Here is a 17,822-nt window from a genome sequence, read left to right as displayed (position 1 = left end):
ATTCGGGAATCCGCTGGTCGCCGCGCTCACGCCTGTGCGAGGGTGCCCGCGGCCGCGTCGATCCGCCCGACACAGGAGAGTCCATGAGCGTCCCCGCCCGTCTGGCACCGCTGCTCGACCAGTTCGACCTGTCCTGCGAGCGCCTGGGGAACCGGCTTGCCGGGCCGTTCGTGGACAGCGGCAACGGCACGGACGTGGCGGTCCCGGCACTGACCGACGAGGAGTACCTGTGGGAGCCGGTGCCGGACTGCTGGTCGGTCCGTCCTCGCGGTGCGGGCCCCGGGCCGCACGCGACCTTCCTGACGGGTGCGGGCGGATGGGGGCGTGACACAGCGCCGTTCCCGCACCCCTCACCGCCGCCCTTCACCACACTGGCGTGGCGTCTGAGCCATCTCAGCGAGATGCTGGCCCTGCGCGCCGATCACACGGCGGGCGGCCACGGCATGACCCGGGACGACTACCGGGTGGCGGGTGACGCGGCGGAGGCGCTCGCCGACTTCGGCGCCTCGGCGGCCGCATGGCGTGCGGCGCTGCTGGGCGCCGACGACGCGGCGCTCGACACGGTCGGGTACAGCACCTACCCGTACGGCAGCGATCCGGAGGATCCCTTCCTGGAGACCGTGTGGTGGGTCAACCAGGAGGTGCTGCACCACGGGGCCGAGATCGCGCTGCTGCGTGACCTCTACCGGGCGCGGGGCGGCGCGGCCTGACGGCCCGTGGGTCCTTTGCCGCACGGGCCGGTGGTCAGTGCGGCGGCACCCCGCGCAGCCTGCGCAGGTCGGCGACCCTCCGGTAGACCTCCACCGCCTCCGTTCCGCGGCCGAGCTGTTCCAGGCAGTGCGCCTCGTCGTTGCGGCTCGCGAGGGTGTCGGGGTGGTCGGGGCCCAGGGTCCGCTCGCGGATCTCGGCGACCGTGCGGTAGTCGGTGAGCGCGTCGGTCCAGCGGCCGAGCCAGCCCAGCCCGACGGCCACCTCCCGGCGGCTGACGAGCGTGTCGGGGTGGCCCGCTCCGAGGGTGCGTTCCCGCAGGGCGCAGACCTCGCGCGACTCGGTGAGCGCCTCGTCCCAGCGCGCCAGCCGGCCCAGGTTGACTCCCAGGCCGTGCCGGGCGCGCAACGTCTCGGGGTCGGAGGGACCACCGACCCGGGTGCGGTCCTCGACCAGGGTGCGGTAGAGCTCCAGGGCCTCGGCGCTGCGGCCCAGCCGGCCGAGGCTGATGCCCACCTCGTAGCGCGCGGACAGTGTGTCGGGGTGGTCGGCGCCGAGCGTGGTGGCACGGGCCCGCGCGACGTCCCGGTAGGTCTCCAGGGCTTCGGTCCAGCGGCCCAGCCGGCCGAGTGTGTACGCCACTTCGTACAGCGTGACCAGGGTGTCCGGATGCGCCGCGCCGAGCAGACGGCCGCGGGCGTCCGCGACCTCCCGGGCCATGCGGTACGAGTCCTCGAGGCGGCCCAGTCTGCTCAGGTTGAAGGCGAGGTTGTGGCGGCAGCGCAGGGTGTCGGGGTGGTCCGGCCCCATGGAGCGCTCCCGCGAGGCGAGCACCGCGGCGTAGATCTGGTGGGCCTCGAAGTGCCGGTCGAGCCGGCCCAGGACGTACGCCGTCTCCTGGCGGGCCGCGAGGGTCTCGGGGTGGTCGGGGCCCAGGGTGCGTTCGCGGCCGTCGGCGACCCTGCCGAACTCCCTGAGCGCGTCGGTGGCGTGGCCGGTGCGGATGAGGGTGAATCCGACCTCGTACCTGCTGGCGAGGGTGTCGGGGTGGTCGGGGCCGAGCGCGTGCTCGCGTTCGGTGGCGACAGCTCGGTGGACGTCGCCCGCCTCCTCCCAGTGGCCCAGCCGCCCCAGGTCGAGTCCCGCGCTGTGCCGGCCGGCCAGCGTGGCGAGCAGCCCGGGAGAAGGGGTGGGGCGGCCCGGTCCCGCGAGGGGGATGCCGCCGGTGAGGGCCTGCCCCGCCCCGCTGGTCCAGGCGACGGTCAGCGGGGTGGCGTGCTCGACGGCGGCCGTCGCGGGGCCCCCCGCGCCGACGGCCCTGTGGCCGGTGGTCATGTCGCGGGTCCAGGAGGGGAGTCCGGGCTCCGCGCCTCCGGCCCGCGCCACGGGGACGGGAGGGGCAAGGCGGACCCGTCCGGCCTGCGGCTGCTCGCCTGTGCGCCCCAGCGTGATGCGCTGCCGGAGGTCACCGGCGTCGGACGGCCGCTCGTCCGGGGTCTTGGCCAGCAGCTCGAGGACGACCTCGTCGAAGTACCCGGGGAGTTCGGCGCGGTGGCTGCGGGGCGGCTCGGGGACGGTGTCGCGGTGCCCGACGAGCACGGACCAGGCGTCCTCCATGTCGAACGGCGGTACACCCGTGGCGATCTCGTACAGCACACAGCCCAGGGAGTAGAGGTCACTGCGGTGGTCGACCTCGCCACCGCTGATCTGCTCGGGCGACATGTAGTGCGGGGTGCCCATGGCGATGCCGGTCCCGGTGAGGCGGGAGGTGAAGCCGATTTCGTGGCCGAGCCGCGCGATGCCGAAGTCGCAGAGCTTCACCGCGCCGTCGTCGAGCCGCATGATGTTGGCGGGCTTGAGGTCCCGGTGCACGATGCCCTGCCGGTGGGTGTAGCCGAGCGCGTCCGCGACCTGTTCCGCGATGTCGACGACGTCGGCCACCGGCAGCGGGTGCTGCTTGTTGTCTTCCAGGAGCTGGCTGAGGTTGCGCCCCTCCAGGAGCTCCATGACGAGGTAGAGGACACCGTCCGACTCACCGAAGTCGTGGACGACGGTGACCCCGCGGTGCTGGAGCGCCGCGGCCACCCGGGCCTCTCTGCGGAAGCGCTCGCGCAGGACGCGTGTGAAGGCCTGGTCGTGCTGGGGCCCCATCGGTTTCAGGCACTTGACCGCCACCTGCCGGCCCAACGACTCGTCGCGCGCACGCCACACCTCGCCCATGCCTCCGCGCCCGATCAGATCGAGCAGCCGGTACCGGCTCTGGATCAGCCTGGTGTCCGCCATCGCCTGTTGTCGCCCCCGTTTGTTCCGCCGCCCACTACTGGTGCGCCCGCCCCGGCCCGTCCAGTATGGCTGCCTGTCCGCGGAGTTCGTACGGGGCGGGCCTGCCGCGCGGACGGCGGTCCACGGTCGGCGGGTCCGGATCGTTCGACGGCTGGTGCCTTCCGTTCGGCGATCCGGCCGGACCGGGTGGCCGGTCGTGGTGCCGGGTGCGGTGGTGCCGGAAGGATCATGACTCGTAGGATGGCGACCCGGCGCGCTCACATGCATACCGCAACCGCGCGTGTTCCGGGGAGGGGTGGGGCCGTGCCGAGGTGGGGACTGGTCGTCGAACAGAACCTCGGGTACGGCCGGCAGGGACGGATGTGGTCGGTCGGCGTGCTCGACCATGTGGAGGGCACCCGCGAGGAGGCGCTCGCGGCCCTCAGGATCCGGGCCGAGCGCTTCGAGCCGGTCCATCCGGCCAACCCGAAGAACCGGGCCCTGTACCGGGAGGCGGATGGCTTCCTGCTGGTCGTCGAGGGGGTCTGGCAGCCCTGGCACTGCCGGTTCACGGTGGCCGAGCAGGTGTACGACAGTGCGGCGCCCGAGCCGGTGGAGGAGCAGCCGGACGCCCCGGAGCAGGCCGAGGCTGTTCCCCGCCCACGTGAACCCGGACCCGGTCCCGGCCTCCCGCCCGCCTGGGACGCGCAGGTGCCCGAGGTGCCGTCCTGGCTGGGCCGGGACGACCTCCCCTGAGGCGGATCAGCGCTTGACGGCCCGCAGGACGACGAACTTCGGGTCACCGGCGACGGTGGTGCAGTTGCCGAAGATCCGGCGGAGCTGTGTGTGGTAGCCGAGGTGCCGGTTGCCGACGACCCACAGTTCGCCGCCCTGGCGCAGGGCGGAACGCGCTCCGTGGAACATGTTCCGGGCCGTGGCGTCGGTGACCGCCTGGTGCGAGTGGAACGGCGGGTTGCTGAGGACCAGGTCCACGCTGGCCGGGGGCACGTCGGCCATACCGTCGCCGACCAGGAAGTCTGCCTGGGCCTCCGGCCCGGTGTTGTCGCGGAAGGTCGCTTCGGCGGAGGCGACGGCCTGGTACGACTCGTCGGTGAAGGTGACATGCGCGTCGGGATTGGCCAGTGCGGCGGCCGTACCCACCACGCCGTTCCCGCAGCCGAGGTCGACGACCCGGTCGGGCCCCGTCCGCTGCGGGAGGTGTTTCAGGAAGAAGCGGGTGCCGATGTCCAGACGCTCGGCGCAGAAGATCCCGGCGTGGTTGGTGACGGTACGGCCCGAGACCACCCCGACGTCGCCCGGCAGTTCGTAGCGGTACGGCCAGGGGCTGGGGGTCCTGGGCAGTGCGGGGTCCGGGGTGCAGAAGATGAGCCGCGCCTTCTTCACGGCGAGGGAGGTGCGCGTGGGCCCGATGATGCGCTCGAACAGCTTGAGGGTGGAGGTGTGAATCTCCTTGACCATGCCGGTACCGATGACGACCGTACCGGCGTGCACGGCGGGTGCGAGCCGGTGGAGCTGGTCCTCGAGGAGTGCGAGGCTCTTGGGCACCCGCACGAGCAGCAGGTCCACGCGCTCGGGCGGGGTGTCGCGCACCGACCGGACGTGCACGGAGCCGGGGTCGGCTCCGTTGCGCGCCAGGTTGGCACGCGTGGCCTGCCGCGCGAGGTACGAATCGGTGATCAGGACCGGGTGGTGTGCGGCCAGCGCGGTGGCGAGGGCTCCCCAGCGGTCGCCGACCACGGCGACGGTGCCGGTGGTACGGACGGGATCGCCCCCCTCCGCTCCCTCCAGGTGCCGCAGCAGGTACTCGTCGGCGGCGTCCCACGCACGGAGCGGATCGCGCGGGTTCTCGGGATGGCGGGCGAGATCGAATTCGCCCTGTGACGTCGTCAAACGGTTCATATTGCGTTCAGGCTAGCCGAGGGGCGGGGAGCGCCTCGCACGCTCCCCGCCCCGGGATGTCGCACGGCTCTACGGGAGCCGCTTGTCCATGGCCGAGCGGCCCTCCTCCGACAGCCTGCGCTGTGCCCACTCCAGGCTCTCGGGGGTCAGATCCCGCCCGGAGGCGAGCACCAGGTCCTCCGCGGTGGGCTGATCGTTGCCGCCGGTGTGCAGCAGACGGTCGGGGGTCACACCCCGTGCTTCCGGCGCCGGTACGGATAGGGATTCGGACTCTTCGCTCATACCGCCTCCTCGTCCTTGCGGCAATTCTCGCGCCGGGTCGGCGTCCGCGCATCCGATGTCCGGGAGGGCACGGATCAGCTGTCACTTGACTTGCACATGATGAATACGCAACGTTCACACGACCGGCACCGTGCGTGTGGAAGGCTCCCGACCGAACAGCCAACGCCCGGCCCTCACGACCCCGTTCCGTCGCCCCCGGAGAGGACACCCCACATGTCCAGTCGTCACCGTTTCTACGCGCGTCCACTGCTCGCGACAGCCGCCTCGATCGTCGTACTCACCGGCGTCGCCGCCACCGCGCCCGCCGCCACCCCCGCGACGGCCCCGGCCGCCGCGCTCGACGACACCTACTACCAAAACGCCCTCGGCAAGACGGGAACCGCGCTCAAGAGCTCGCTGCACACGATCATCAGCGACCAGACCAAGCTCTCCTACACCCAGGTCTGGGACGCCCTCAAGGCGACGGACCAGGACCCCGCGAACTCGTCCAACGTGATCCTCCTGTACACCGGCCGCTCCCAGTCCAAGAGCGAGAACGGGGGCGACACCGGCGACTGGAACCGCGAGCACGTCTGGGCGAAGTCCCACGGCGACTTCGGCACAGCGACCGGCCCCGGCACCGACATCCACCACCTGCGCCCGGAGGACGTGCAGGTGAACTCCATCCGCGGCAACAAGGACTTCGACAACGGCGGCAGCGCCGTCTCGGGGGCACCCGGCAACTACACCGACGGCGACTCCTTCGAACCGCGCGACGCGGTCAAGGGGGACGTGGCCCGGATGATCCTCTACATGGCGGTGCGCTACGAGGGCGACGACGCCTTCGCGGACCTGGAGCCGAACGACAGCGTGAGCAACGGGTCGGCCCCGAACATCGGACGGCTCTCCGTGCTGAAGCAGTGGAGCCAGGAGGACCCGCCGGACAGCTTCGAGAAGAACCGCAACGAGGTCATATTCGACCGGTTCCAGCACAACCGGAACCCCTTCATCGACCACCCCGAGTGGGTCGAGGCCATCTGGTAGGGGCTCAGCCGGGACCTGCCACGGCCCGGGCGCACTGCTCGGCGGCCTCCTCGCGGGAGCCGAACCGCGGCAGGTCCTGTCCGGTCCGCTCACGGATCAGATCGGGGGGACCCAGCCGGTCGCCCGGATCGACGACGGCCGCCCGCCGGCCCTCCCGCGCCAGCCGCGAGAGGCCGGCGTGCAGCAGCGCGAGGGCGTCGGAGTCGGCGCCGGTCACCTCCCGCAGGTCGAGCACCACGGGGCCGGCGTCCTCCGAGCCCGACTCGTCGAGTGCGTACAGCACACGCTCGGCGGCGGTGAAGTCGAGGGCCCCCTGGGCGGCGACGACACCCACGCGCCCGCGCAGCGCGCGCTCCCGCCGGCCGGACGGCGCCGAGGCCAGAACATCGGCCGTGGTGACCAGGGTGACGGTGGAGCCGGGAAGGGCGGGGTTCCTCATCAGGTGGAGCCCGAGACGCTCCGAGAGGGCGCCGAGCGCGGCGTGGCCGCGGACCGAGGTGCCCGACGCGTCCAGGAGCGGGCTGTAGGCGGCCAGGCCGAAACGGGCCGGGCCGGCGGCGAGCAGACCGCCGGAGACCCCGCTCTTGGCGGGCAGTCCGACCCTGAGCAGCCAGTCGCCGGACGAGTCGTACATTCCGCAGGTCGCCATGACGGCGAGGACCTGGGCCGCGACCCCGGGGGAGACGACGCGCTCCCCGGTGACCGGATTGACACCGCCGTAGGCCAGGGTCGCGGCCATCACGGCGAGGTCGACGGCCGTGGCACGCACCGCGCACTGCCGGAAGTAGGTGTCCACCGCCGCCACCGGGTCGACGGGCAGGGTTCCCGTGCTGCGGATCAGATAGGCGAGGGCCCGGTTGCGGTCCCCGGTCGCCGCCTCGGAGCCGTAGACGTCCTCGTCGACGTCCAGCTTCCGCCCGGCGAACCGGCTCAGGCAGGTCAGGATGCGGCGGAACGCGGGGTCCTCGCGGCTGTCGGGGACCAGGGCGGTGGTCACGATGGCGCCGGCGTTGACCATCGCGTTGGCCGGCCGCCCGGTGCCGGGCTCCAGGCTGATGGCGTTGAACGCCTCGCCGCTCGGTTCGGCGCCCACCCAGCGGCCCACCTCGTCGAGGCCGAGCGAGGCCAGCGCGAGGGCGTAGACGAAGGGCTTGGACACCGACTGCAGGGTGAAGGGGGTGTCCGCCGCGCCGGCGCTGTAGGAGTGCCCGTCCATGCTCACGAGGGCGAGCCCGAAGTCACCGGGGTCCGACCTGGTCAACTCCGGGATGTAGTCGGCCCGTCGGCCCTCGTGCACACCGGCGAAGCGTCCGTGCAGCTCACGCAGCGCGTCCGTCACGGCCTCCGAGGCGCTCACGGGTTGCCCGCCGGGCTCAGCACGGGCCTTGCCTGGGGCAGCCCCTCTCCCGTCGTTCCGGGTGTGGACATCGCATACACCTCCGGAAAGAAAAGAATAATTCGCTCATATTAGGATCAAAAGGTATGAATTGACTCGTCGAACAACCGCTCCGCACAGAGGGCGGCCCCAGTACCGCGGACCCCCGGGAGGGAACGATGGACACGGACGCGCTGACGCCCGGCCTGCTGCAGGAACTCCGGGCGACCAGGCCCTATCCGGCCCTGTCCCTGACCATGCCGACCCACCGCCGCGCGCCGGACAACGCCCAGGACGCCGTGCGGCTGCGCAACCTCGTGGCCGAGGCCGGCAACCGACTGGACGCCGACCCCCGGGTGACCCACGAGACCCGGGCCGCGGTGAAGGCGCAGCTGGACCGCGCGGTGGCCGAGGTGGACCAGCGCCGCGCCCTGGAGTCCCTCCTCATCTTCGCCGACGCCGACGAGTACCAGATCTGGCAACTCCCGCGCACCGCACCCGAACGAGTGGTCCTGAGCGACAGCTACCTCACCCGCAACCTGGTCGCGGCCAAGGCCGGGGCGCGGCTGTTCTGGGTCCTCAGCCTGTCCGCCGAGCACGCCTCCCTGTTCTCCGGCACGAGCGAGGACCTGCGCCCCGAGCAGCGGGACGGGTTCCCGCTCACGGCCCCGCACGAGGAGCCGAACCCGCAGCGCGAGGAGCGGATCGGCGACACCCCGAGCACCTACAGCAGCGAGGACGCCCGCAACTTCATGCGCTCGGTCGACGAGAAGCTGCGCGCGGTTCTGGCGGCCGACCCGCGCCCCCTCTTCCTCGTGGGCCTCGCACCGGCACTCTCCCTGCTGGACGAGGTCGGCGAGAGCGCGAAGCCGGCCGTGGGCCGGGTCGCGAAGGGGACCACGGCGGACACCACTGCCCCCGAGTTGCTCAAGGAGCTGGGCCCGGCCCTCGAGGACTGGCGCGGGCAGACCGCCTCCCGGATCCGGGGCAGGCTCGACAAGGCGCACAGCAGCCGCTCGTTCGCGGGCGGACTCGACGAGGTGTGGCTGGCGGTACGGGAGGGCAGGGCGGGCCTGGTCGCGGTCGAGGAGCACTTCGACGAGACGGTGAGGGTCACCGACGGTCACCTCGAGCCGGTGGGCCGGGAGTCCGTCGCGGCCCAGGACGGACAGGTCCGCGAGGACATCGTCGACGAGCTCGTCGAAGCGGCACTGGACAAGGGGTGCGAGGTCGCCTTCGTCGCGGACGACTCGCTCGCGCACCACGGGAGGCTCGCGGCGGTCCTGCGTTTCTGACCGCGTGTTCCTACGTGAGGATTATGTGAAGTTTGTCTAGATTTGGCGCTCCGAAGTCGATCTCACGACGTCGATCTCCCCGATCACGTCGGGCACGAAGGAGAGCCATTCATGGACCGATTCAGGCGCGCGTCGGCGGCAGCCCTGCTCACAGCGGTGGCGCTGGCCGGAGCGGTGGGCGGGGCCGCGGCGTCGTCCGGTGTCCCCGCACCGCCGTCCGGGGAACGCGCGCAGGACCTGGCCACGCGGCCGGCTCTCTCCGCGTACGCGACCGCGCGCAGCGTGTCGGCCTGGGAGGAGTTCCGTATCCACGGCGCCGCCCGGAACATCGGTTCCGGCACACCGGTCACCCTGCAGCAGAAGCAGGGCAAGCGCTGGGTGACCCTGCCCGCCACCATCAGGACCACCAGGAGCGGCGAGTACAGCATGCGCGTGAAGCTGGGCATCACGGGCGAGAACGCCCTCCGGATCGTCGGGGGCGGGGCCGTGTCGCCCGTCGTCCGTACCACCGTGACGCCGGCCGTGACTCCCGCCGTGAACTGAGCACCCGTCCCCCCGCACTCCGGCCGGCCTGTTTCCCCGCAGGCCGGCCGGAGTGCGTCGTGCGGTGTTCAGCCCTCCCAGGTCCAGTCGGCGACCTCGGGCAGGTCCGTGCCGTGTTCCCGGATCCAGTCGTGGTGCCGGCTGCGGACGTCCGCCATCGCCTGCCGGACGGAGACCGCACGGACTCCCAGACCGGGCACCCGGTCGAGCACGTCCATGACCAGCCGGTAGCGGTCCAGGTCGTTGCGGACCACCATGTCGAACGGCGTGGTGGTGGTCCCCTCCTCCTTGTAGCCCCGCACGTGGAGATGGGCGTGTCCCGTGCGCCGGTACGCGAGGCGGTGCACCAGCCAGGGGTAGCCGTGGTAGGCGAAGATCACGGGCTTGTCCCGGGTGAAGACGGCGTCGTACTCCGCGTCCGGCATGCCGTGCGGGTGCTCGTCGTGCGGCAGCAGCCGGGTCATGTCGACCACGTTGACCACGCGCACGGCGAGCTCCGGAAGATGACGGCGCAGCAGACCGGCCGCGGCCATCGTCTCCAGGGTGGGTACGTCGCCGGCGCAGGCCAGCACCACGTCGGGTTCGCGGCCGCCGTCCTCGGTGCCGGCCCATTCCCAGACGCCGGCCCCTCGGGCGCAGTGCGCACGGGCCTCGTCGAGGGTGAGCCAGTCGAAGCCGGGCTGCTTGCCGGCGACGATCACGTTGACGTAGTCACGGCTGCGCAGCACATGGTCGGCGGTGGACAGCAGCGTGTTGGCGTCCGGCGGCAGATAGACCCGCACGACCTCGGGACTCTTGTTGAGGATGTGGTCGACGAAGCCGGGGTCCTGGTGCGAGAAGCCGTTGTGGTCCTGACGCCAGACGTGCGAGGTGAGCAGGTAGTTCAGCGAGGCGACGGGCGCGCGCCAGTGCAGCCGCCGCGACGTGCGGAGCCACTTGATGTGCTGGTTGACCATCGAGTCGACGATGTGGGCGAAGGCTTCGTACGAGGAGAAAAGGCCGTGCCGTCCGGTGAGGACATAGCCCTCCAGCCAGCCCTGGCACAGGTGTTCCGACAGGACCTCCATCACCCGGCCGTCGCGGGCCAGGTGCTCGTCGGTCGGAAGGACCTCCGCCTGCCAGGCTTTTCCGGTGGCCTCGTAGAGGGCGCCCAGGCGGTTGGACTCGGTCTCGTCGGGTCCCACCACCCGGAAGTTCCTGCGGTCGGCGGTGGCGGCCATGACCTCTGCGAGCAGTCCGCCCAGGATCCGGGTGGGTTCGTGCAGGACGGTCCCCGGCCTGTCGACCCGCACGGCGTGGTTCTCGAGGGGAGGAAGCGGGAGGTCGCGCAGGAGCAGCCCTCCGTTGGCGTACGGGGTCGAGCCGAGCCGGGCGGCTCCTTCGGGAACGCACTCCAGGACCTGGGCGGTGGGCCTGCCCTCGGAGTCGAAGAGTTCCTCGGGCCGGTAGGAGCGCATCCACTCCTCGAGCTGACGCAGGTGGTCCGGGTTGTCCCGGACCCCGGGCAACGGGACCTGGTGGGCCCGCCAGGTGTTCTCGACGGGGAGCCCGTCGACGTCCACGGGGCCGGTCCAGCCCTTGGGGGTTCGCAGCACGATCATGGGCCAGCGGGGGCGCGCGGACGCGCCGTCGGTGCGGGCCGCCCGCTGGTAGGCGTCGATGCGGTCCACCGCGAGGTCCATGGCGGCGGCCAGCGCGCGGTGGACCACGGCGGGCTCGTCCCCCTCGACGTACACGGGGTCGTGGCCGTACCCGCGCAGGAGTGCGTCGAGTTCGTCCTCGGGCAGCCGGGCAAGCACCGTCGGGTTCGCGATCTTGTACCCGTTGAGGTGGAGGATCGGCAGGACGGCGCCGTCGTGCACGGGGTCGAGGAACTTGTTGGAGTGCCAGGACGCGGCCAGCGGACCCGTCTCCGCCTCTCCGTCCCCGATCACGCAGGCGACGAGGAGTTCCGGGTGGTCGAAGGCGGCGCCGTAGGCGTGGGTCAGCGCGTATCCCAGTTCGCCGCCCTCGTGGATGGACCCCGGGGTCTCCGGGGCGACGTGGCTGGGAACACCGCCGGGGAAGGAGAACTGCTTGAACAGCGCTCCCATCCCGGCCCGGTCCCGGCTCACATCGGGGTAGGTCTCCGCGTAACTGCCCTCGAGCCAGGAGTTGGCGAGGACGGCGGGGCCGCCGTGGCCGGGCCCCCAGACGCACATCGCCTGCCGGTTCCGTGTCGTCACGATCCGGTTGAGATGGGTGTGGACGAGGTTCAGTCCGGGTGAGGTGCCCCAGTGGCCGAGCAGCCGCGGCTTGATGTGCTCCGGGGCCAGCGGCTCCTCCAGGAGGGGGTTGGCCATCAGATAGATCTGTCCGACCGCCAGGTAGTTGGCGGCACGCCAGTGCGCGTCGAGTGCCGCGATCTCGGTGTCGGACGGGGCGGATACCCCGGACGGCGTACGGGCGTCGGTCATGAGGCGTCTCCCTGGGGCATGGCGAGGGTCCGGGTCCGTCCGTGTCTAGCGGGCGTCCGAGCCGGGCCCGTACCAGACGGTGGTGGCGTTGCAGAACTCGCGGATGCCGTGCCCGGCCAGCTCCCGCCCGTAGCCGGAGCGCTTCACCCCGCCGAACGGCAGCGCGGGGTGGGAGGCCGTCATGCCGTTGAAGAAGACCCCGCCGGCCTCCACGTCGCGCACACAGCGGTCCATCTCCCCCTGGTCACGTGTCCATACGTTGGAACTGAGCCCGAAGGGGGTGTCGTTGGCGAGCTCCACGGCCTCGTCGAGGTCCGAGACCCGGTAGAGGGTCGCCACCGGTCCGAAGGTCTCCTCGCGGTGGATGCGCATGGCCGGGGTGATCCCGGTGAGGACCGTGGGCTCGTAGAACCAGCCGCGGTCCATGCCCTCGGGTCGCCGGCCCCCGCACAGCGCGGTCGCGCCCTTGCCCAGGGCGTCGTGGACGAGCTCCTCCAGATCGGTGCGGCCCTGCTCGCTGGAGAGCGGACCCACGTCGGTGGACTCCTCCAGCGGGTCCCCGACGCTCAGGGCGCGCATCCCCGCGGTGAAACGCTCGGCGAAGGCGTCGTAGACGTCCGCGTGGACGATGAAGCGCTTGGCGGCGATGCAGGACTGGCCGTTGTTCTGGACACGGGCGGTCACCGCCGTGTCGGCTGCCTTCTCGACGTCCGCCGAGGACAGGACGACGAAGGGGTCGCTGCCGCCCAGTTCCAGCACGGTCTTCTTGACCTCGTCGCCCGCGACGGAGGCGACGGCGCGGCCGGCCGGCTCGCTGCCGGTGAGGGTCGCCGCGGCGACCCTCGGGTCTCGCAGGACCGCCTCGACGGCACCCGAGCCGATGAGCAGCGTCTGGAAGCAGCCCTCGGGGAAGCCCGCCCTGGTGAACAGGTCCTCGAGGTACAGGGCGGTCTGCGGCACGTTCGAGGCGTGCTTGAGCAGACCGGTGTTGCCCGCCATGAGCGCGGGTGCGGCGAAGCGCATGACCTGCCAGAGCGGGAAGTTCCACGGCATCACGGCGAGCACCACGCCCAGCGGCCGGTAGTGCACCCGCGCGCGGGAGGCACCGGAGTCCTTGACGTCGGCGTCGTCGGGGTGTTCGTCGGCCAGCAGCCGCTCGGCGTTGGCCGCGTACCAGCGCATGGCCTTGGCACACTTGGCGGCCTCGGCGCGGGCGGCCTTGACCGGCTTGCCCATCTCGGTCGTCATGGTCCGGGCGATGTCCTGCAGGTCCTCGTCGAGGAGATCGGCGGCCCGGTTCAGCAGACGGGCTCGCTCGGCGAAGTCCGTGGTGCGGTGGTCGCGGAACGCGCGGTGGGCCGCGGCGATCCTGCGCTCGGTCTCCCCCTCGTCCAGTGCGTCGAATGTCCTGAGCGTCTCGCCGTTCGCGGGATTGACCGTCGCGATGGGCATGGCTGTGCCTCCTTGCGTTGTTCTTCGACCGTCACGCGCCACGCGGCGGCGCGCGACGCGACCCCTCACGCACGCGTACCCGGCCGGTGCGGATCATGCGTGCCGCAGGCACACCGTCCGCACCGGCCGGGCCGGAACCGGGCCGTCCGTCACACGAGTTCGGCGACCGGGCCGCTCCCGGCGACGGGGCCGCCCTCGGAGACCGGGCCGTCGAGGAACGTACGGCCGCCGGGCAGGGGCGCCGGCGGGAGAAGCCCGGTGGTGACCGGGGTCTCCGCGTAGCGCGTGAACCACACGACCTTGCCGTCGGCGGTCCGGCAGGTGCCCCAGCTGTCACTCAGGGCCATGACGCGGCTGAGGCCGCCGCCACCGCCGTCCAGCAGCCGGGGCATCCGGGAATCGTCGTCGGCCACGGACACCGTCAGGTGCCGGCCGGTCCAGCGGAGCTCGAGGACGCAGCGGTTGCCGTCGCCGACATGTCGCTGGACGTTCGTCAGGAGTTCCTCGGCCGCCCGGCACACCGGCCGGACGTGCAGTTCGAGACTCCAGTGACGAAGGTGCGCGGCGACTATGCGCCGCAGCTGGGAAATGCGCTCCGCCGACACCTGCAGTTCGACCAGGTAGTGCCGGTCGAGTGGAACGGTCATCGTTGAGGCTCCTCACCGCGAGGCTCACGTGCTTCACCCCGTTGAACCGACGACCCCCGAACACGAAGCGTGAGCAGTAATCACTTCTTGGTCATTCATCAGGGTGACCCCGGGGGGACGGTCCCGCAACCGAGGGGGCCCGCGGCGGGTGTCACGGCAGGTAGGGCAGCAGTTTGTCCGGGGTCAGCGGGAGCTCGCGCAGCCGAGCTCCGGTGGCGTGTCGCACGGCGTTCCCGATCGCGGCCGCGGTACCGACGATGCCGATCTCGCCGATGCCCTTGCTGCCCATGGGGTTGAGGTGCGGGTCGTCCTCATCGATCCAGTGCGCCTGGATGTCGGGGACGTCCGCGCAGGACGGCACGTGGTAGGAGGCGAGGTCGCTCTCGGTGAAGTCGCCGAAGGCCGGGTCCATGGTGCTGCCCTCGGTGAGGGCCATGCCGAGGCCCATGACCATGCCGCCGATGAACTGGGAGCGTGCCGTACGGGAGTTGAGGATCCGTCCGGCGGCGTACACGCCGAGGAGCCGGCGCACCCGCACCTCCCCGGTGAGGGAGTCGACCGCCACCTCGGCGAAGTGGGCGCCGAAGGCGTGCCGTGCGTACGGCGACTCCTGGGCCGTCTCCTCGCCGGTGTCGGCGGTGACGGTGACGCCGTCCGGCGGCAGCGGGCCGGTGTGCTCGGCGAGGCGCCGTACCAGGGCGGTGGCGGCCTTGTGCACCGCGGAGCCCCAGGAGGCGGTGCCCGAGGAACCGCCCGCGATGGACGCGGTGGGCAGATCACTGCTGCCGATGTCGACGTGTACGTTCTCCGGTGCCGTGCCCAGGACCGACGCGGCGATCTGCGCCAGGACGGTGCGGGCGCCGGTGCCGATGTCGGTGGCGTTGACCCGGACGCGGTACGAGCCGTCCGGAGCGGCCTGCGCGGACGCCGCGGTCTTCGAGACGAGGACGGGGTAGGTCGCGGAGGCGACCCCGGTGCCGAGCAGCCAGGACCCCTCCTCGCGGGCGGCGGGGCGGGGGTCCCGGTCGTTCCAGCCGAAGCGCCCGGCGCCCTCGGTCAGACAGGCCGCGAGGTTGCGGCTGCTGAACGGGCGCCCGCTGTCGGGTTCGGCCGGCGGTTCGTTGCGCAGCCTCAGCTCGACCGGATCGATCCCGAGGGCGCAGGCCAGTTCGTCCATGGCCGACTCCAGCGCGTACATGCCCGAGGCCTCTCCCGGCGCGCGCATCCAGGACGGGCTGGGCACGTCGAGTGCCGCCACGCGGTGTTCCGTGCGGCTGTGGGGTGAGGCGTACATGACGCGGGCGGGAACGGCGGCCTGCTCGACGAACTCCTTGATCCGCGAGGTCTGCGTGACGATCTCGTGGGAGACGCTGGACAGGACGCCGTCACGGTCCGCGCCCAGACGTACCCGCTGCAGGGTCGGTGCGCGGTGGCCGACGATCGCCGCCATGTACCGGCGGGGCAGGGCGAGCTGGACCGGGCGGCCCGTGTGCCGTGCGGCCATCGCGGCGAGCACGGACTGGGGGCGCGGGGTGCCCTTGGAGCCGAAGCCGCCGCCGACGTGTTCGGAGACCACGGTGACCCGGTTCCGGTCGAGCCCGAAAGCCGTGGCGAGGCTGTTGCGCACGGCGGTCGATCCCTGGCTCGAGTCGTGGACGGTCAGGTGTCCGTCGGCCCACCGGGCGGTGGAGGCGTGCGGTTCCATGGGGTGGTTGTGCAGCCCCCGCAGTGTGTAGGTCGCGTCGATCCGCACCGGGGCGGCGTCGAACGCGTGCATGGCGTCACCGCGTTCACGCAGGCCCGGATAGCCGCCGTTCGCCTCCTCCGGGACGTAGAGGCCCGGGTGGTCCCCGGTGAGGACGACGTCGTGCCCGGTGGTGGTGTATTCGACGTACACGGCGTCCGCGCCGGCCCGCGCGGATTCCAGGCTCTCCGCCAGGACGAGGGCGACGGGCCAGCCCCGGTGCGGCACCCTGCCGTCCTGGAGCACGGCGAGGATCGCGTCGTCGGTCTCCTCGAGTCTCGGCGCGTTGTCATGGGTCAGGACGGTGTGCACTCCGGGCAGTGCCAGCGCGTCGGCGGTACGGATCGCGGTGACACGGCCGGTGGGGACGGTGGCGGGCACGATCCAGCCGTACAGGCAGTCCGGCGATGTGTGCTCGGCGGCGTAGCGGGCGGTGCCGGTGACCTTGTCCCGGCCCTCGCGGCGGACCAGGGGCGCGCCCAGCACCCGGGTGGAGTCGCTCATGACGGAAGTCCTCGGTTCGTCGGGGTGTGCGGTCCGGTGGATCAGGCGGATTCGGTCCGCGTGGTGAGTTCGACGAGGGCGCCGACCGCCATCCGGCGCGCGAGGCCGACCTTGAAGGCGTTGTCGCGCAGGGGCCTGGCCGCTTCGAGCTCCGCGTCCACCGCGCGGGCGAAGGCGTCCTCGGTCGGTGGGACACCCCGCAGCCGGTCCTCGGCGACGCGGGCACGCCACGGCCGGTGCGCGAGCCCGCCGAAGGCGAGCGAGACGCGGTCGACGTGGCCGTCGCGCACGCCCAGGACCGCGGCGACGGAGGCCAGGGCGAAGGCGTACGAGGCACGGTCCCGGGCCTTGCGGTAGAGGGAGACGGCACCGTGGGAAGGCGGGGGCAGCACCACTTCGGTGATCAGTTCGCCCGGGCGGATCACCGTGTCCTGATCGGGATTTTCGCCGGGCAGCCGGTGGAAGTCGGTCACGGGCACCGTCCGCTCGCCCTCGGGCCCGTACAGCTGGACGGTGGCGTCGAGGGCCGCGAGGGCGACCGCCATGTCCGAGGGGTTCGTGGCGACGCAGTGCTGCGAGTGGCCCAGCACCGCGAGATCGCGGTGCGTCCCCTCCCGGGCGGGGCAGCCCGACCCGGGAACGCGCTTGTTGCAGGGCTTGGAGACGTCCTGGAAGTACGGGCAGCGGGTGCGCTGGAGCAGGTTGCCTCCGGTGGTGGCGGTGTTGCGCAGCTGCCCGGACGCACCGGCCAGGAGCGCCTGCGACAGCGCGGGGTAACCACTGCGGACGTCGGGATGGGCGGCGAGGTCGCTGTTGCGAACCGTCGCGCCGATCCGGAGGCCGCCGTCGGCCGTCCGGGTCATCCGGTCGAGCGAGAGCCGGCTGACGTCGACGAGCAGGCCTGGTGACTCCACCCCGAGCTTCATCAGGTCGACGAGGTTGGTGCCGCCGCCGAGGAAGTGCGCGTCGGGATGCCCCGCGCCGGCACGGACGGCCTCGGCCACGGAGGTGGGACGCAGATAGGCGAAGGGTTTCACGGGGCCACGTCCTCGATGGCTTCGACGATGTGCGGGTAGGCGCCGCACCGGCAGAGGTTGCCGCTCATCCGCTCGCGGATCTCGTTCGCGTCGAGCGGGACCGGGCCTCCGGCGGCGAGCGCCGTCGGGGAGGTGACGTGGGAGGGGAAACCGTCCTCGGCCTCAGCGAGCATGCCGGCAGCGGAGCAGATCTGTCCCGGGGTGCAGTAGCCGCACTGGAGCGCGTCCCGCTCCAGGAAGGCCGACTGCAGCGGATGCAGCCGGTCCCCGTCGGCCAGTCCCTCGACGGTGGTGATGTGGGAGTCCTCCTGGGCGACGGCCAGCAGCAGGCAGCTGTTGGCGCGCCGGCCGTCGACGAGCACCGTGCAGGCACCGCACTGGCCGTGGTCACAGCCCTTCTTGGCTCCGGTGAGCCCCAGGTGCTCCCTCAACGCGTCCAGCACGGTGGTGCGGTGATCGAGCGTCAGGGTCCGGGCCGTGCCGTTGACGTGCAGGGTGAAGGTGGACCGGTCGTCGGGAGCCGGCGTCTGCGCCGCCGCTCCCGCGCCGACGGTCCCCGGGGTGGCATCCATGT

General features: G+C 72.1%; 15 protein-coding genes. 5 read left to right on the top strand and 10 right to left on the bottom strand.

The genetic code is table 11. The features are described 5' to 3' along the window. Window positions 1-83 precede the first annotated feature (83 nt). The gene (locus tag LWJ43_RS31245; RefSeq protein ID WP_277335530.1) at window positions 84-710 is read left to right on the top strand and encodes a DinB family protein; all 627 of its coding nucleotides are present in this window, start codon (window positions 84-86) and stop codon (window positions 708-710) included. 34 nt (window positions 711-744) lie between these two features. Here LWJ43_RS31245 and LWJ43_RS31240 read toward each other — a convergent pair whose 3' ends face one another. Next, window positions 745-2,991, bottom strand: coding sequence for a serine/threonine-protein kinase (locus LWJ43_RS31240; RefSeq protein WP_277335529.1), 2,247 nt, complete (start codon window positions 2,989-2,991; stop codon window positions 745-747). A gap of 303 nt (window positions 2,992-3,294) precedes the next feature. Between LWJ43_RS31240 and LWJ43_RS31235 the strand changes: the two genes are divergently transcribed. Further along, the gene (locus LWJ43_RS31235) at window positions 3,295-3,726 is read left to right on the top strand and encodes a hypothetical protein (protein ID WP_277335528.1); all 432 of its coding nucleotides are present in this window, start codon (window positions 3,295-3,297) and stop codon (window positions 3,724-3,726) included. 6 nt (window positions 3,727-3,732) lie between these two features. Here the strand turns inward: LWJ43_RS31235 and LWJ43_RS31230 are convergent, their stop codons facing one another. Both LWJ43_RS31230 and LWJ43_RS31225 read right to left on the bottom strand, forming a co-directional pair. Beyond that, entirely contained in the window at window positions 3,733-4,890 is a 1,158-nt protein-coding gene (locus tag LWJ43_RS31230; protein ID WP_277335527.1) for a methyltransferase, read from the bottom strand. A gap of 69 nt (window positions 4,891-4,959) precedes the next feature. Next, entirely contained in the window at window positions 4,960-5,172 is a 213-nt protein-coding gene (locus LWJ43_RS31225; protein WP_277335526.1) for a hypothetical protein, read from the bottom strand. A 213-nt stretch (window positions 5,173-5,385) separates the two neighbouring features. Between LWJ43_RS31225 and LWJ43_RS31220 the strand changes: the two genes are divergently transcribed. Then, window positions 5,386-6,195: an endonuclease I family protein gene (locus tag LWJ43_RS31220; protein ID WP_277335525.1), complete on the top strand. Its 810-nt coding sequence runs from the start codon at window positions 5,386-5,388 to the stop codon at window positions 6,193-6,195. A gap of 4 nt (window positions 6,196-6,199) precedes the next feature. On the opposite strand, the gene glsA is transcribed toward LWJ43_RS31220, so the two are convergent. Next, on the bottom strand, window positions 6,200-7,552 hold the full coding sequence (gene glsA / locus LWJ43_RS31215) for a glutaminase A (protein WP_277335524.1): 1,353 nt from the start codon (window positions 7,550-7,552) through the stop codon (window positions 6,200-6,202). A gap of 197 nt (window positions 7,553-7,749) precedes the next feature. Between glsA and LWJ43_RS31210 the strand changes: the two genes are divergently transcribed. Together LWJ43_RS31210 and LWJ43_RS31205 are read left to right on the top strand one after the other, a co-directional pair. Further along, on the top strand, window positions 7,750-8,865 hold the full coding sequence (locus LWJ43_RS31210) for a baeRF3 domain-containing protein (RefSeq protein ID WP_277335523.1): 1,116 nt from the start codon (window positions 7,750-7,752) through the stop codon (window positions 8,863-8,865). Between the two features lie 111 nt (window positions 8,866-8,976). Next, window positions 8,977-9,408 (top strand): hypothetical protein, encoded by a 432-nt coding sequence (locus LWJ43_RS31205; protein ID WP_277335522.1) that lies wholly within the window; start codon window positions 8,977-8,979, stop codon window positions 9,406-9,408. Between the two features lie 68 nt (window positions 9,409-9,476). Here LWJ43_RS31205 and LWJ43_RS31200 read toward each other — a convergent pair whose 3' ends face one another. From LWJ43_RS31200 to LWJ43_RS31175, 6 genes are all read right to left on the bottom strand, one after another. Further along, the gene (locus LWJ43_RS31200; protein WP_277335521.1) at window positions 9,477-11,864 is read right to left on the bottom strand and encodes a phosphoketolase family protein; all 2,388 of its coding nucleotides are present in this window, start codon (window positions 11,862-11,864) and stop codon (window positions 9,477-9,479) included. Between the two features lie 45 nt (window positions 11,865-11,909). Continuing rightward, window positions 11,910-13,316, bottom strand: coding sequence for an NADP-dependent succinic semialdehyde dehydrogenase (locus LWJ43_RS31195; RefSeq protein WP_277335520.1), 1,407 nt, complete (start codon window positions 13,314-13,316; stop codon window positions 11,910-11,912). Between the two features lie 149 nt (window positions 13,317-13,465). Beyond that, complete coding sequence (locus LWJ43_RS31190) at window positions 13,466-13,963, bottom strand: ATP-binding protein (protein ID WP_277335519.1); 498 nt, start codon at window positions 13,961-13,963, stop codon at window positions 13,466-13,468. 151 nt (window positions 13,964-14,114) lie between these two features. Beyond that, window positions 14,115-16,211: a xanthine dehydrogenase family protein molybdopterin-binding subunit gene (locus LWJ43_RS31185; RefSeq protein WP_277335518.1), complete on the bottom strand. Its 2,097-nt coding sequence runs from the start codon at window positions 16,209-16,211 to the stop codon at window positions 14,115-14,117. 41 nt (window positions 16,212-16,252) lie between these two features. Then, a complete protein-coding gene (locus LWJ43_RS31180) occupies window positions 16,253-17,248 on the bottom strand; it encodes an FAD binding domain-containing protein (protein ID WP_277335517.1) in 996 nt (331 codons plus the stop codon). Next, window positions 17,245-17,820, bottom strand: coding sequence for a 2Fe-2S iron-sulfur cluster-binding protein (locus LWJ43_RS31175; protein ID WP_277335516.1), 576 nt, complete (start codon window positions 17,818-17,820; stop codon window positions 17,245-17,247). The genes LWJ43_RS31180 and LWJ43_RS31175 overlap by 4 nt, the downstream gene beginning before the upstream one ends. Window positions 17,821-17,822 lie beyond the last annotated feature (2 nt).

This window comes from Streptomyces sp. JH34 (assembly GCF_029428875.1).
Taxonomy (GTDB): domain Bacteria; phylum Actinomycetota; class Actinomycetes; order Streptomycetales; family Streptomycetaceae; genus Streptomyces.
Note: the sequence above shows the minus strand (reverse complement) of the source record. Positions and strands in the feature narration are given on the sequence as shown.